13 protein-coding genes are annotated in these 14,327 nt (G+C 59.8%); 6 read left to right on the forward strand and 7 right to left on the reverse strand.

Annotation, left to right across the window (positions count from 1 at the left end):
- Positions 1-46: 46 nt before the first annotated feature.
- Together C4J89_RS08175 and C4J89_RS08180 are read right to left on the reverse strand one after the other, a co-directional pair.
- Positions 47-1,528 carry a methyl-accepting chemotaxis protein gene (locus C4J89_RS08175; RefSeq protein WP_124414201.1) on the reverse strand — a complete coding sequence of 494 codons (1,482 nt, stop codon included), beginning with the start codon at positions 1,526-1,528 and terminating at the stop codon, positions 47-49.
- A 96-nt stretch (positions 1,529-1,624) separates the two neighbouring features.
- Positions 1,625-2,431 carry a TatD family hydrolase gene (locus tag C4J89_RS08180; protein ID WP_124414202.1) on the reverse strand — a complete coding sequence of 269 codons (807 nt, stop codon included), beginning with the start codon at positions 2,429-2,431 and terminating at the stop codon, positions 1,625-1,627.
- 236 nt (positions 2,432-2,667) lie between these two features.
- Here C4J89_RS08180 and C4J89_RS08185 point away from each other — a divergent pair, with 236 nt between their 5' ends.
- The 3 genes from C4J89_RS08185 to C4J89_RS08195 all read left to right on the forward strand — a co-directional run bounded on the left by C4J89_RS08185 (position 2,668) and on the right by C4J89_RS08195 (position 5,193).
- On the forward strand, positions 2,668-4,089 hold the full coding sequence (locus tag C4J89_RS08185) for a transglycosylase SLT domain-containing protein (RefSeq protein ID WP_124361888.1): 1,422 nt from the start codon (positions 2,668-2,670) through the stop codon (positions 4,087-4,089).
- 103 nt (positions 4,090-4,192) lie between these two features.
- Positions 4,193-4,627 carry a DoxX family protein gene (locus tag C4J89_RS08190; RefSeq protein WP_124357637.1) on the forward strand — a complete coding sequence of 145 codons (435 nt, stop codon included), beginning with the start codon at positions 4,193-4,195 and terminating at the stop codon, positions 4,625-4,627.
- A gap of 257 nt (positions 4,628-4,884) precedes the next feature.
- On the forward strand, positions 4,885-5,193 hold the full coding sequence (locus C4J89_RS08195) for a class I SAM-dependent methyltransferase (protein ID WP_124414203.1): 309 nt from the start codon (positions 4,885-4,887) through the stop codon (positions 5,191-5,193).
- A 17-nt stretch (positions 5,194-5,210) separates the two neighbouring features.
- Here the strand turns inward: C4J89_RS08195 and C4J89_RS08200 are convergent, their stop codons facing one another.
- Genes C4J89_RS08200 through C4J89_RS08210 form a run of 3 tightly spaced genes read right to left on the reverse strand, consistent with a single transcriptional unit; the run spans position 5,211 to position 8,614 of the window.
- Complete coding sequence (locus C4J89_RS08200) at positions 5,211-6,950, reverse strand: Gldg family protein (protein ID WP_124414204.1); 1,740 nt, start codon at positions 6,948-6,950, stop codon at positions 5,211-5,213.
- A gap of 15 nt (positions 6,951-6,965) precedes the next feature.
- Positions 6,966-7,691 carry an ABC transporter permease gene (locus C4J89_RS08205; RefSeq protein WP_124414205.1) on the reverse strand — a complete coding sequence of 242 codons (726 nt, stop codon included), beginning with the start codon at positions 7,689-7,691 and terminating at the stop codon, positions 6,966-6,968.
- A complete protein-coding gene (locus tag C4J89_RS08210) occupies positions 7,688-8,614 on the reverse strand; it encodes an ABC transporter ATP-binding protein (protein WP_124414206.1) in 927 nt (308 codons plus the stop codon). Before C4J89_RS08210 ends, C4J89_RS08205 begins: the two co-directional genes overlap by 4 nt.
- A 239-nt stretch (positions 8,615-8,853) precedes the next feature.
- Between C4J89_RS08210 and C4J89_RS08215 the strand changes: the two genes are divergently transcribed.
- Together C4J89_RS08215 and greB are read left to right on the forward strand one after the other, a co-directional pair.
- Complete coding sequence (locus C4J89_RS08215) at positions 8,854-9,867, forward strand: hypothetical protein (protein ID WP_124414207.1); 1,014 nt, start codon at positions 8,854-8,856, stop codon at positions 9,865-9,867.
- A gap of 125 nt (positions 9,868-9,992) precedes the next feature.
- Positions 9,993-10,466, forward strand: coding sequence for a transcription elongation factor GreB (gene greB / locus C4J89_RS08220; protein ID WP_065892558.1), 474 nt, complete (start codon positions 9,993-9,995; stop codon positions 10,464-10,466).
- A 45-nt stretch (positions 10,467-10,511) separates the two neighbouring features.
- On the opposite strand, the gene C4J89_RS08225 is transcribed toward greB, so the two are convergent.
- Both C4J89_RS08225 and C4J89_RS08230 read right to left on the reverse strand, forming a co-directional pair.
- Positions 10,512-13,022: an ABC transporter permease gene (locus C4J89_RS08225; RefSeq protein ID WP_124414208.1), complete on the reverse strand. Its 2,511-nt coding sequence runs from the start codon at positions 13,020-13,022 to the stop codon at positions 10,512-10,514.
- Positions 13,022-13,705, reverse strand: coding sequence for an ABC transporter ATP-binding protein (locus C4J89_RS08230; RefSeq protein WP_065885127.1), 684 nt, complete (start codon positions 13,703-13,705; stop codon positions 13,022-13,024). The genes C4J89_RS08225 and C4J89_RS08230 overlap by 1 nt, the downstream gene beginning before the upstream one ends.
- Before the next feature lie 10 nt (positions 13,706-13,715).
- Here C4J89_RS08230 and C4J89_RS08235 point away from each other — a divergent pair, with 10 nt between their 5' ends.
- The gene (locus C4J89_RS08235; protein WP_124361895.1) at positions 13,716-14,321 is read left to right on the forward strand and encodes an arylesterase; all 606 of its coding nucleotides are present in this window, start codon (positions 13,716-13,718) and stop codon (positions 14,319-14,321) included.
- The last annotated feature ends 6 nt before the right edge of the window (positions 14,322-14,327 follow it).

A 14,327-nucleotide genomic window follows, 5' to 3' on the forward strand; every position in this document is an offset into this window, starting at 1 on the left:
TAGGCTGTGGCTTGGTCGTAGGAATCGGATTACGGTCTGAACGGCCCTACAGCTTCAACTGCCCAATCGCTGTGCTCAATTCTCCCGCTAACGCCGCCAGTGCATGGCTGGTGGTCGCCGAATCCACTGTCTGCCGTACGGTGTTCTCGGTTACATCACGAATACTCACCACTGCGCGGTTCATCTCTTCGGCGACATGGCTTTGTTGTTCGGCGGCCACCGCGATCTGGGTGTTGCTCTCGCGCATCTGCGCCACGGCGCCGGTGATGTCGGCGAGCGCGGCACCGGCTTCCTGGGCCTGTTTTACGCAGTCGTCCGCCTTGAACGAGCTTTCCTGCATGAAGTCCACCGCGTCGCGGGTGCCGGCTTGCAGCGCCGAGACCATGCGGGTGATTTCGTCGGTGGAGCTTTGTACGCGCTTGGCCAGGTTGCGCACTTCGTCGGCGACCACCGCAAAGCCACGGCCCATTTCTCCGGCGCGGGCAGCTTCGATGGCGGCGTTGAGGGCGAGCAGGTTGGTCTGTTCGGCGATGCTGTGGATCACCCCGACCACGCTGTTGATTTTCTGGCTGTCTTCGGCAAGTTTCTGGATCATCTCAGCGGTCTGTTGCACGCCGCTGGACAGCCCGGCAATCGAACGCTGCACGCGGATGACCACTTCCTGGCCGCTGCCGGCGAGGGTGTCGGCAGTTTGCGAGAGGTCGCGGGTGGCACCGGCGTGCTGGGCAATGTGGTAGACGGTGGCGGTCATTTCGTTGATCGCCGTGGCGGCCTGGTCGGTCTCGCTTTGCTGGCCGAGCATGCCGCGCTGCACCTCGTTCATGCTGCTGGCCAGCCGCGCGGCGCCCTCGTCCAATTGCCTGGCAGTATGGGCCACGGTGTTGACCACCCGCTGGTAGCCGGCCTGCATGGCGTTGAAGGCGCTGGCCATCTGCCCGACTTCATCCTTACAGGCCAGGGGCACGCGGGCGGACAAATCGCCGGTCTTCTCCACATGCAGCATCACGTCCTTGAGAGTGTTGAGCTGGCTGAGCAGGAAGCGGATCAGCAGTTGTGAGGCGCCAAGCATCGCGAGCATCAGGATCGCCACCGCCAGCGCATAGTTGACGAAACGTTCGCCGAACACCTGGCGCAGGCTTGGCGCGTAGGCGAGTACGGCGACTTGCTGTCCGTCGGCACGGCGGATGACCTCGGCGCCCACCAGCGGATTGACGCCGAACAATGGCAGGTGACTGAGCTCGATCCAGCCGCTCGCGTCTTGCAAGGCTGACAGATCCTCGCCTGCGCGTTGTGGGACTTGGCCACGGGTGAAGGTCAGCCAGTTCTCGCCAGTGGGCAGTGGCTTGTCAGCCGGCCAAGCGTTGAGCAACTGCGCCTGGGCCTGGGCCGACACCTGGGACGCATGGCTGCGCGCCTGTTGTTCGAGCTGGACGGCATACAGCACCAGCAACAGGGTGGTGATGAAGGCCACCGCATTGACGGCCCAGAATTTGTATTTAAGCGAGATATTGCTAAGCCAGGCACCCATGGAAGGTTTTCTCTGATAGCGGAAACAGCATTGGCAAGGTGCCATTATTGTGCCGCTACTCAGGAAAGCGTTTTTGACATGGGTCAATGCGCCGCATCACTCCACGGCAGGCAGGCCGAAAAAGGCGCGGGCACAGGCGGTGCTGTGCATCGCCAGCTCTTGCATCGTTTCATTGCGATGCAGGGCAACCTCGCGCAGCACTTCGGTCAGGAACGCGGGTTCATTGCGGCCGTTCTTCGGCTTGGGGCGCAGCGTGCGGGGCAGCAGGTAGGGCGCGTCACTTTCCAGCATCAGACGGCCACGGGGAATTTCCCTGACCAATGGGTGCAGATGCGTCCCACGGCGCTCGTCGCAGATCCAACCGGTGATGCCAATGTGCAGGTCAAGGTCGAGGTAGCTGAAGAGCGCCGCTTGTTCGCCAGTGAAGCAATGCACCACGGCGGCGGGCAGATGGTCACGGTAGTCCTTGAGAATCTCCAGCAGGCGTTGGTTGGCGTCGCGCTCGTGAAGGAACACGGGAAGTTGCAGCTCGACGGCCAGGGCCAGGTGTTCCTCAAGGACTTTTTCCTGCTGCGGGCGCGGCGAAAAATCACGGTTGAAATCCAGTCCGCACTCGCCGACGGCGCGCACGCGTGTTTCGCTGAGCAAACCGCGCAAACGCTGGGCGCTGTCGCGGTTCCAAGCGCTGGCGGAGTGGGGGTGGATGCCGGCGGTGCTGAACAGGCGTTGTGCGCTTTCATCGAGTTTTACGCACAGTTCCAGGGCCTGCTCGCTGCCTTCGACGCTGGTGCCGGTGAGCACCAATTGTTGCACGCCAGCGGCGTAAGCACGCTCGAGAACGGCTGAGTGCCTCTCGTCGAAACTGGGGTTGGTCAGGTTGACGCCGATATCAATGAGTTGCATGGTGCTATCTCCGCCTGCGGCCGGAAAGCATATCAGAGCTGTAGATTTATAAGAAAAACGAAGAACTACAACGCGTTATCGCTGTCTTTGAACGTCGCAAGCGACATTGTGCGGGGCCCGCTGCCTCTCACCGTGTCGCCGTTGCGCGCCTTGCCAGCGCTTAAAGCGCTCTGTTTCTGACGCCCAACACCTCGTTTTTCACGAAGGCGTTGGCCAGTATTCTTTCCGGAGAGCGGATGATCCGACCCTCGGCTTTGCTTGTAGTGTGCGTGACGTTGCTGCTGCCCATGGCGGCGGTCGCGCGTCTGGATGGGCCGCTGGAAGTGACAAAGCCCGGCAAGGTGCGTGACCTGGCAGACATTCGTTCCAGTCGCACCCTGCGTGTACTGGTCAACCAGAGCCGTAACAGCTCCGGTGAAGTGCAGGGCCAGGCCATCGGTGTCGAATACCATCGCCTGCGTGCGTTCGAGCAATACCTCAATGGCCATGCCCGTGATGGCCAGCAAATCAACCTCAAGATCATCCCCAAGGCCAAGGAGCAATTGCTTGGCGCACTGGCCCGTGGCGAAGGCGACCTGGTTGCCCCTGGCGAATTGCTGGACGTGAAGGCCGCGCACAAGATCAGCGCCAGTGCCCCGATCGCCAGTGATGTGCCGTTGTGGCTGGTCGGCGTCAAGGGTGAACGCCGGTTTACCAGGTTGGAGCAGTTGTCGGGCCGTACCCTGACGCTGACCACCGGCAGCGCGGCGGCGGATGCGATCAGCCAGGTCAATCAGAAGCTGGCCCTGCACAAGCAGCCGCCGATCAAGGTGGAATGGGTCGACCCGAGCCTGGCGGTGGAAGACGTGCTGGAGATGGTGCAGGCCGGGATCTTTCACCTGACCATCGTTGAAAAGCCGATTGCCGAACGCTGGTCGAAAATCCTGCCCAAGTTGCGCTTTGACAAGCAGGTGGCCATCAGTGAGCCGGGTGACGAGTACTGGTTCGTGCGCCAGGATGCGTCGATGCTGCGGGCGAGTATCGATCGCTTCCTCAAGACCTATCACACCCCCTCCGACCAGGATGTGGCGTTCCAGCGTATCTATCGACGTCTCTATCAAGTGCGCAACCCGTTGGCCCGCGCCGATCGTCAACGCCTGGAGAAACTGCGCCCGATCCTGCAAAAGCATGCGCGCGAGCAAGGCATGGACTGGTTGAACCTGGCTGCGCTGGCCTTCAAGGAGTCTGCGCTGGACCCTGGCGCACGCAATAGCGGTGGGCCTACCGGTTTGATGCAGATCACGCCTTCGGCGGCGCAGCGGGTGGGCGTCAACAATATCGAGAATCTGGACAGTAATGTGCAGGCGGGTGCGCGCTACCTGGCGATGATCCGGCGCAAGTTTTTCGCCAGCCCCAAGCTCAATGAGCGCGAACGCATGGCCTTTGTGCTGGCGGCGTATAACATGGGGCCGGAGCGAGTGCAGGGCATGCGTACCGAAGCCAGGCGCCGGGGGCTCAACCCCAATCAGTGGTTCTTTCAAGTTGAACGCATTGCCATGGAGCAGGTGGGGATGGGCGGCGTCAGCTATGTTAATAGTGTCAACAAATACTACCTGGCGTTCGATCGGGAGCGCGAGTCCCTGGAGCCGCCAGCGCCGAAAGTCGCGTCTCGAAAATAATCGATTTTATCGATGTTGATAAGGCAATTTTTCGGCTTTTATCATTGTTTAAACTGATTAATATAGCGGCCAACCAACCCCTACCTGAAAAAGGATTTACCCCATGAGCCCACTGATCACCCGCGTCCTGTCGACCCGTGCCGGCTACGGCCTGACTGTTCTGCGCATCTTCGTCGGCATTATCTTCGCTGCCCACGGCTCGCAAAAACTTTTCGGCTGGTTTGGCGGCGGTGGTCTGGCGGGAACCGCCCAGTGGATGGAAAGCATCGGCCTGGCGCCGGGCACGCTGATGGCCGTGCTGTCGGGTGGCACCGAGTTCTTTGCCGGCCTGGCGCTGATCATCGGCCTGCTTGCACGCCCAGCAGCATTGGGCCTGACCTTCCTGACACTGGTGGCGATTTTTTCGGTGCACATTCATAACGGGCTGTTCATGGCCAACAATGGGTATGAATTCGCCCTGGCCCTGCTTGGCGGCTCGCTGGCGGTGCTGTTCGAAGGTGCCGGCAAACTGTCGGCCGACCGCGCCATCGCCAACTGAGCGTTTCGCACCTCATGAGAGGCCCGCCCTGTGCGGGCCTTTTTCGTTGCTCGGGATTCTTGACACTGCCCCGCCAGCTTCTCTAGGATGCTGCTCATGCGCCGATTTAAACAGCTAATTGCGGGGCGCCACTGGACTCGATGCAGTCCGACAGAACCATGCACTCGTCAGGAGGCACGGGTCGAAATACCGCTAAAGCGCTGGTTCGGTGTTGCCTCTCACCTGCCCGCAGACTTTTGAGGCAGAGACACGACACGATGAATGCACTAAGCCCCCTGATACGCCTGGCCCCGATCACTGCGGACCTGACTCAACGCAACCCGAAAATCCTCCTGGGCGGCAAGCACCAGCCGACGCTGCTGCGTTACCTGGACGGCTGGCCACGTCGCACCGGGCGGCCTTCGGCGTTCTTGATCCAGTTCGTGGAAGATGGCGACTCCCTGGCCCGTTTTTCCAGTAACAGCTTTGACCTCGCGGTGATCCAGGCGCCGAGTGCAGACAACGCCGAAGAAGTGATCCGCCAACTGACGCGGATTGCCCGGCAAGGGCTGATTGCCCGTCGCTGATTTCCAACCCCAAATGTTCAGCTGAAGCCTGCGGGCGGCCATCGGCGTCGACACAGCCAGCGATAACGTACCCAGGCGATCAGGCATAACACCAGCGGTACCGTTACGATCATCAGCAGCTTTAGGTTCCGCTCGAAGCGGTGCAGCGGCGCGTACGCCTGAGTCTTGAGGGCATGAAGTTCCATGGGCAGGCGCAGGCGCTCTTTGTTGAGCGCTTGCAATTGGGTATTGGTGTCCACGGCCTGGGTGCCCAAGCGTGTGGCCTGTGGATTCAACCGCTGCCACGCTTGCTCGGTACGCTCAAGACGACGTTCCAGTTCTGCGGCCGTTTCCCGATAGGCCTGTGCGGCGGCTTCGCGCATGGGTTCCAGGGTACTGAGTGAATGCGAAGTGAGGCGCGGACGAATATTCGCCAGTTCTGCGGGAGCCGCCAGGTTATCCAGGGTATTCAAAACGAACTGCACGTTGCTGTTGGCCGTTGTCTGGCTGACAGCGTCCGCGAGTAAATCGGTATCGGCAACTACCACCACCTCGATTCGGGCAGCCTTTTGTAAGCCTGGCGGCTGCCCCCTGAGACCGTCAGGAAATGCCGAGTAGGCCGGCCCCTCCAGGCGAGCGGCGATCACATGGCGCTGACCTGAGGTGGAAGCTTCGTCGATGAGTGAATCGAACGCCGTCGCTGAAGCGAAACGCCCGGCGTCCAGCAGCGCAGACTGCCGGGAGCTTTGTAGCAGCGGGGTAAACGTCATCCGGCTTTTTCGAGTGCGCAAGAGTGCGCCACTGCTTGATACGCTCAGGCTGTCGAGTTTCCAGGTGCTGACGTCGTGCGCGGTCATTGCCAGGCGTGGCAGTTTTAACCTGGCTGGGTGCAATACGGTAGGCAAGCCTGGCCCGAGCGAGGCCGAGGAGGCGTAAAGACTGTCAACCAACAGCTTGTTCGCGGGCATCCGTATGCCCCATGTGGTCAACAGGCCATCCAGCTCGGAGTCTACCGCTACGGTTTCGGCCCCCATCTCGCTCACCGGGTCGATGAAAATCATCAGCTTGCCGCCGCTTAAGGCAAACTGCTCGATGGCGTAAAGCGTTTGTTCGGCTAACGCCCTTGGCTGCACCACCATCAAGCTACCTATTGATTGAGGTACCTGAGTGATGTTCGCTGCCAACTCCACCAAGTTGAAATGCTCGCGCATCTGCTCCAGAAGATGTCCGGCGGACTCATTCAACGGCAACCCGGACAGGAGGCCGACGCTGGAACGCTGGGGGTGCATCAATTTATGGATCAGCTGGCTGATTTGATACTCGAGCAACGGCTCGTCGTCGGGGTTGAACGCTTCGATACGTTGCGTGCCCTGGCCGGCACGCGTGCCGATAAGTCCGAGGTATCCCTGTGTGTCATCCAAGCCGAATAAGCTGGCTTTGTAGGCGTCTTCTGAAAAAGGAGTGGGGTCAATAATGTGCAAATTGATCATGCCCTCGGCGGCTGCTTCGAATTCCTGGAGCACGTCTTCTACGCGTTGGCCGAAGCGTTTCATAATGTGGCTTTTCTTCGGTGCAGTAAGCGAGTTGAAATAATACAAGTCCAGCGGGCTATCAAGTGTTGCGAGCAGTTGCCGCGTGGATGGCGATAAGGTGTGAATTTTCTGTTGTGAAAAGTCCCAGCGAATATCGGATAGTTTGTTTATCCAGACCAGATTGAATGCCAGGAACAATAATGATATGACGATCAATGTCATACCCGTACGAAGAGCGGATCGCATCAGCGACTTTCCTTCTCAGCTGTTTTTATAGTTGAGTGTGACAATGGATGCAGAGAGAAAAGCAAGGATCATGCTGACAAAATATAAACAGTCATGAAGTGTTATTTTGCCGTTGTCCATTGAGCTGAAGCGGGAAATCGGGTCAAGCCTCATCACGCTATCAACTATCCAGATCGGTGCCTGATGTTCCAGTGCATCCAGGATTGAAGAAAGCCCGCTGATGGTCAGCAGCAAGCCCATCGTCAATAGGAAAATAACAAGGCGCTGGTGCGTGAGTACACAGATAAAACAACCGGCAGCTAGATAACTTCCTGCCAGCAGCCAGCTTGCCAGAAACTGTGATGCGATTACCCCGTTATCAGGCGTTCCAAGATAATGGGCGGCGATCACTATAGGAAAATTCAACAACAGCGCAGCACTGCATACCGCCCAGGCTGCCAGGAATTTTCCGATCACTCGTTCTGCTGAGGTGACGGGCAGGGTTTTGATCATATTGGAAAATCCGGCGCTGTGTTCATCGGACCACATGTGCATGGATAAGCTGGGTATCAGTAGCAGATAGAGCCAGGGGTGCAGCTCGAAAAAAGCCTGCAAGTCGCTGCTGTCTCGCTCCATCCAGCGGTAGGTGTGCAATCCCAGCGCCGCACATAGCACCAGGAAAAACGCCACGCTCAGGTAAGTGATGGGGGTGCTGGCATAACTGGCGAGTTGGCGTTTGAAAATGAGGGGCAGCAGGTTCAAGGCGATACCTCGTGGCTCAGAGGGTGAACGACATCGTTCAAGCGACCTGGCTCCAGATGCAGTGACGTTATGTTCCAGCCGCGATGGGTAATGAGCGAATTGATGGCGGGGAAGATGGCGTGCCCGGGCATGGCCAGAACCGTCACTTTGCCTGGGTTTAGACGGTCTTCTTCGATGCCTGCAACCCCAGGTAATACCGCAAGCGCGAGTAAATCCAGGGGCGGATCCGCTGCGAGTGTCACCGCCTGGAAGTGCCGGGAACTGCGCTGCAAATCCTCCAGCGAAGCGTCGATAATCAATCGCCCGCTTGCGATGACCAGGGCGCGGGTGCAGATGTCGGACAGCCAGTCGTAATGGCGGGAGGCAATGATGACGCTCATTTCCTCGTTAAGGGACTGAACAAGCGCCCTGAATTTGAGCCGTTGCTCGGCGTTCATCCCTTCCATAGGCTCGTCCAGCAGGAGCACGCTGGGGGAATGCACAATGGCTTGCGCAATCGCGACTCTGCCCTTCAAGTCCTGGCTGAGCACATCGATGGGGCAGTTGAGTACGGGAAGTAGCTCCAGTCGTGTGGCGACCCGGTCCACGTGCCTGCGTTTTTCGGCGCCGCTGAACCCTCGAGCGGCGGCAACGAAGTTGAGGATGCTTTTGACCGACAGCGTGTGATGGGTGATTCCCCCTTGAAGCTGGTAGCCAACGGCTTGCCTGGCGAGAACTGAATCGGTCTGGGTACTGAAACCCTGAATACTGATATGCCCACTGGTGGGCTTGATCATGCCGGAAAGCAAATTCAGCAATGTTGTTTTACCGGCGCCATGCTCGCCCAGCAAACCCACGCATTCCTTGCGTTGGGCACAGAACGAAAAGTCGCTGATCACGCTTTTTTTGCCCAGGTACTTTGTCAGGTTGCTGACCTCGATCATAGGATTACCGAATCTATTGGGCGATGCCTGAAGAAAGTTTCGTTAGTGTGTGGCGGTGCCTTAAAAAGACTACGTTCAATACCCGTGCTTGGGAACGCTGGGTGCACTTAATAAGTAAAGTCCTACGTTTGAGTTGATTACGTACTGAAACAATTGTTGTGTGCTGAGTACTTAATAATGGTCGGATATTTGTCTGATATTTATATAAGGTTTTCTTTTTATAATGAGGCCTGACTGCCATGATGCTTCTACGTACCCTTGTTCTTGAGCGCAGCGGCGAGAATGCCCCGGTCAACGGCGCACTGCTGTGTGGGTTCGCTGTCGAACAGACTGCTTCCAACTTCCTGGTGTATAGCCTTGATGAAGAAGCCGAGCCTGGTCATTCCAGGGTGTATATCGCGGCCTTGCGCAAAAAGCTCGAGCGGTATTTCCTTGGTGGCGTCGAGACCAAAGAGGATTTGCAAATAGCGATGCAAGTCTTCAAGCAAATCCTGATGATGGCGGCGGCATCGGGCAATAAGGACAGCGCCCTCAGCGAATCTCAGGTTCCGTTTCATTTCATTGACCTGAAAGGCTGCAGGTTGCCGCCTGCCAGGCCCGAGGACCATCACTCAGTGATCGTCAAGAAAGCGCTGGTGATGAAGGTGATTACATTGGGCATGTCCGCCCCTGCTGCGCCTGCGATCGAAAGCAGCGCAGTCATCGTGCCGTCCATTCGCTTTTCATCGCAAATGGTTGCACCGCCCCGAGGCAAGAGCCCGCCCAAGTCCGCCCCGCCGCCAGTGGAAGAAGCCCTCGTTGATGAGCCACCTCATTCACAGGTCACGGAACCCGAGGTGCCGGAGGTACCGCAGGTGCCAGCCGAACCCCTAGCGCAGTCCGTTCAGGCAGAACACCTCGAAACCCCGTCGTCCTCCCTCTCTCCGAGAGAGCATACCTCCATGCTCGAGATAGACAGTACGCTGAGCAATCTCGCAAGGGTTGCCCAGGAACTGACGCAGAAAACACAGGCCGTTACCGAACGCGAAGAGATGCTTGAACAGTGGCAGGCTCGACTGCAACAACAGCAGACCCAGCAGGATGAAAAAAGCCGGGCGTTGGACCAACGCCATTCGCGACTGCAGGAGCAAGAACTGGAGGTGAGTCAAAAGACCGAAAAAATGGTGCTGATGATGTCGCAGCTATCGCTGATGCGACAGCGCCTGCAAGGCACGCTCGTTGAACTGGACCAGGTGCTCGATGGGCAGGGCTGAGTCGATGAAGTTGTCGATCTGGAAACTTTGCGCCGTTGATTTATCATCGCTCCCCGCCAGACGACGCCAGGGTATGATGCCGTGGCCTGTCGACACTAATGGACATTGCCTGGGGATGTGCGCGTTTGAGTACCAAGCTGATTACCAAAGAAGGCCATGAAGCGCTGAAAAAGGAGCTGGACTACCTTTGGCGTGAGAAGCGCCCGGACACGACGCGCAAGGTGACGTGGGCGGCTTCTCTGGGAGATCGCAGCGAAAACGCGGATTACCAGTACAACAAGAAGCTGTTGCGTGAGATCGATCGGCGGGTGCGCTACCTGCGCAAACGCCTCGAAGATATGCGCGTGGTGGAATACATGCCCGAGCAGGAGGGCAAGGTGTTTTTTGGGGCGTGGGTCGATGTCGAGAACGAGCAGGGTGAGACCAAGCGTTTTCGCATTGTGGGGTATGACGAGATCTACGACCGGATGGATTACATCTCTATCGACTCTCCCATGGCGCGTGCGCTGCTGCGCAAGGAGGTGGACGATGAAGCCATCGTGCAGACTCCCGGCGGTGAGGTGTGCTGGTGGATTACCCGGATTGAATATGTGAAATAGCAACGAATGGCGCTTGTTCCGAGTGGAGCAAGCGCCATTCGTGTTTCAGCCCTCGCGCAGCACCGTCAGCGGGCTGGCGTTCAACGCACGGCGTGTACCGAACACCCCGGCGCCACCGATCAGCACCGCACCGATCACCGGCAGCAGCAACAGCCAGGGGTGAGGGTGCCAGGCCAGATCGAAGGCATAGCGGTACAACACCCAGGTCACCAGTTCCGTGCCCAGTGCCGCCAGCAAACCACTGACCGCCCCCAGCAGGCCGAACTCGATGCGCCGGGCCTTGATCAGCAGCCTGCGCTCGGCCCCCAGTGCACGCAGCAGCGCACCTTGGCGGATTCGCTCGTCCAGGGTGGCCTGCAAGCCGGAAAACAGCACGGCCATGCCCGCGGCGAGCACGAACAGCAGCACGTATTCCACCGCCAGGGTCACCTGGGCGAGGATGCTGCGCAGCTGTTCCAGCAGGGCCTCGACCTGCAGGATAGTGACGGCCGGAAAGGCTCGGGACAGGTCCACGATCTGTTGGTCATGCCCAGGCGCCAGGTAGAAGCTGGTCAGGTAGGTGGTCGGCAAATCCTTCAAAGTGCCCGGTTGGAAGATCATGAAGAAGTTGGGCTGGAAGTTGTCCCAGTTGATGGTCCGCAGGCTGGTGACCCGTGCCTCGCGATTCTCCCCGCCGATGGTGAATACCAGATGGTCGTTGAGCTTGAGTTTCAGGCTTTCAGCCACCTTGGCTTCCACCGACACCCCGGGAATGTCATCGCCCGGTTGCGCGGTCCACCAGGTACCCGCCGTCAGTACGTTACCTGGGGGCAAGTCGGCGGCCCAGGTCAGGCTCAGGTCCCGTTGCACGGCGCGATCACCGCTTGAATCCTTGCTGACAATCTCTTGTACGGGTTCGCCGTTGATGCTGATCAGCCGACCGGGCACGACGGGATAGAGCGGTGCCGATTGCGCCTGGACTTCCAGAAGGCGGGCGCCAAAGGCGTCTTTGTCGGCTGGCAGGATATTGAGCGCGAAGTAGTTGGGCGCATCCTTGGGCAATTGGTTCTGCCAGGTGTCGAGCAGTTCACCGCGTAGCAGGGCGATCAAGCCCATGGACAACAGGATCAAGCCAAACGCCAGGGACTGGCCGGCGGCCGCCAGTGGATGTCGCAGCAATTGGCCCAGGCCCAGTCGCCACGGCAAGGAGGCGCGCGCAAGTAACCGGCGCAGGCTTTGCAATAACAGCAGCAACAACCCGCCGAGGATCAGTGCGGCTACCACGCCGCCGCCCAATAACGCGAAGGTCAACACCAGGTCGAGGCTCAGGCGCCACATGATCAGGCCCAGGGCGAAGAGCGCCGCCCCATAAACCATCCAGGTGCTCGAGGGGATAGGCAGCAGGTCACGACGCAGTACCCGCAGCGGCGGCACCCGGCCCAGTGCGGCCAGGGGCGGGAGGGCGAAGCCAGCGAGGGCGACCAGCCCGGTGCCGATCCCTGCAACGGCCGGTAGCATCCCGCCGGGTGGCACGTCTGCGGGCAACAGGTCGTGCAGGAAGTAGAACAGACCAAATTGCGCGAGCCAACCGAGCAAGGCGCCGGCCAGGCTCGCCAACAGGCCCAGTACGCTCAGTTGCAGGCTGAACAGCAGCATGGTTTCGCGTCGTGACAACCCCAGGCAGCGCAGCAGGGCGCTGGCGTCGAAGCGGCGGCTGGCAAAGCGGTTGGCCGACAGCGCCACGGCCACGCCGGCCAGCAACACCGCCACCAGGCTGGCCATATTCAGGTAACGCTCGGCCTTGCCCAGGGCACCGCCGATCTGCTGGTTACCATCGCGCGAGTCCTGCAGGCGCTGGTTGGCCGCGAGGCCCGGCTTGACCAGGTCGCGATAGGTTTGCAGCGCCGTGCTGCCCGGTGGTGCGCGCCACAGTTCGCGATAGCTCACGCGGCTGCCAGGCTGGACTATGCCGGTGGCGTCCAGGTCCGCCAGGTTGATCATTACCCTGGGCGTGAGGCTGTAGAAATTGCCGGCGCGGTCGGGCTCGTACGTCAGTATGCGTGCCAGGCGCAGGGTCTTCATGCCCACGTCGATGCTGTCGCCGACCTTCAGGTCCAGCGCTGTCAGCAGCCGCGCTTCCACCCAGGCTTCACCGGGTTTGGGGCCGCCGCCTGGGCTTTCGGCGCCAAAGGGCTCAGCCGTGCTTTTGAGTTCGCCACGCAGCGGATACTGCTCGTTGACCGCCTTGATACTGGAGAGCTGGATGCCGTTGTCCGCAGCGATAACGCTGGAAAATTCGACGATGCGCGCATGATCCAGGCCCAGCTCGGTGCCGGACCTGACTTGCTCGGGACGGGCCGGCGAGCTGCCTTCGAGTATCAGGTCCGCGCCCAGGAACTCGGTGGCGCGCAACAGCATGGCGCCGTTGAGGCGCGCGCCGAAATACCCGATAGCGGTGCTGGCGGACACGGCCACCAGCAGGGCGAAGAACAATACACGCAGTTCACCGGCGCGGGCATCGCGCAGTAATTGGCGCATGGCAAGGCTGAACAGACGTAACAACGGCAGGCGTGCCATCAAGGCTCCAGGGGCGCGACCATCAGGCCGGCTTCAAGGCGGATCAGGCGTCGGCAACGATGGGCCAGGCGCTCGTCGTGGGTGACCAGTACCAAGGTCGTGCCGCTCTCTTTATTGAGTTCGAACAGCAGGTCGCTGATGCGCTCGCCGGTGTGGCTGTCGAGGTTGCCGGTGGGCTCGTCGGCAAATAGTACGTCCGGCTCGGCGGCAAACGCGCGGGCAATCGCCACACGTTGCTGCTCGCCGCCGGACAGCTGGCGCGGCGAATGGGTCAGGCGCTTGCCAAGGCCGACGCGCTCCAGTAAGTGCGTGGCGCGCTCGCGGGCATCTTTGCGGCCGTCGAGCTCCAGTGGCAGCATGACGTTTTCCAGCGCATTGAGGCTGTCGAGCAACTGAAAGGACTGGAACACGAAGCCCACGTGTTCGGCACGGATGCGCGCGCGCTGGTCTTCGTCGAGGCTGCTCAACGCTTGACCCGCCAGGGTGACTTCACCGCTGCTGGGCAGGTCAAGGCCGGCCAGCAGGCCGAGCAGGGTGGATTTGCCGGAACCGGAGCTGCCGACGATAGCCAGGCTATCGCCCTTGTTCAGTTCCAGGCTCAGTTCGTGCAGGATAGTCAGTTCACCTTCCGCGCTGGGAACCACTTTGCTGAGGTTTCGCGCGGTGAGAATGCTTGCGCCCATGGAGAATCCGATGCGAATGTGGTTTTTGAGTGCTGGCCTGGCCTTGATGTGCATGGCCCAGAACGCAGCGGCGGGTACAGTCCTGATCGTTGGCGATAGTATCAGTGCCGGTTTCGGCCTGGATACCCGCAAAGGGTGGGTTGCCCTGCTGGAGCAACGGCTCAAGCAGGAGGGTTTCGACGATAAAGTGGTGAATGCTTCGATCAGTGGCGACACCAGTGCCGGAGGCCTCGCGCGGTTGCCTGCGGCGCTTGCAGCGCATAAACCGGATGTGGTGGTGATCGAGTTGGGCGGCAACGATGGGCTGCGTGGTCAGCCGCCGGCGCAATTGAAACAAAATCTTGCTTCGATGATTCAGGCGTCTCAGGACAGCGGTGCCAAGGTGCTGCTGCTGGGCATGCAGATTCCTCCCAACTATGGCAAGCGTTACGTCGAAGCGTTCGCCAAGGTATTCGGCGAGGTAGCAGAGGAAAAAAAGGTACCGCTGGTGCCGTTTTTCCTGGAGGGGGTGGGTGGACATCCCGACCTGATGCAAGCGGACGGCCTGCACCCGGCAGTCCCCGCCCAGAGCAAGTTGCTGGAAAATGTCTGGCCAACGCTAAAACCGCTGTTATGACGCTTT

Origin of the sequence: Pseudomonas sp. R4-35-07 (assembly GCF_003852235.1) — a bacterium.
Lineage (GTDB): Bacteria > Pseudomonadota > Gammaproteobacteria > Pseudomonadales > Pseudomonadaceae > Aquipseudomonas.

Coding starts and splice junctions, on each gene's coding strand:
- C4J89_RS08175 (WP_124414201.1), bottom strand. CDS start 1,528: ATGGGTGCCTGGCTTAGCAATATCTCGCTTAAATACAAATTCTGGGCC.
- C4J89_RS08180 (WP_124414202.1), bottom strand. CDS start 2,431: ATGCAACTCATTGATATCGGCGTCAACCTGACCAACCCCAGTTTCGAC.
- C4J89_RS08185 (WP_124361888.1), top strand. CDS start 2,668: ATGATCCGACCCTCGGCTTTGCTTGTAGTGTGCGTGACGTTGCTGCTG.
- C4J89_RS08190 (WP_124357637.1), top strand. CDS start 4,193: ATGAGCCCACTGATCACCCGCGTCCTGTCGACCCGTGCCGGCTACGGC.
- C4J89_RS08195 (WP_124414203.1), top strand. CDS start 4,885: ATGAATGCACTAAGCCCCCTGATACGCCTGGCCCCGATCACTGCGGAC.
- C4J89_RS08200 (WP_124414204.1), bottom strand. CDS start 6,950: ATGCGATCCGCTCTTCGTACGGGTATGACATTGATCGTCATATCATTA.
- C4J89_RS08210 (WP_124414206.1), bottom strand. CDS start 8,614: ATGATCGAGGTCAGCAACCTGACAAAGTACCTGGGCAAAAAAAGCGTG.
- C4J89_RS08215 (WP_124414207.1), top strand. CDS start 8,854: ATGATGCTTCTACGTACCCTTGTTCTTGAGCGCAGCGGCGAGAATGCC.
- C4J89_RS08225 (WP_124414208.1), bottom strand. CDS start 13,022: ATGGCACGCCTGCCGTTGTTACGTCTGTTCAGCCTTGCCATGCGCCAA.
- C4J89_RS08230 (WP_065885127.1), bottom strand. CDS start 13,705: ATGGGCGCAAGCATTCTCACCGCGCGAAACCTCAGCAAAGTGGTTCCC.
- C4J89_RS08235 (WP_124361895.1), top strand. CDS start 13,716: ATGCGAATGTGGTTTTTGAGTGCTGGCCTGGCCTTGATGTGCATGGCC.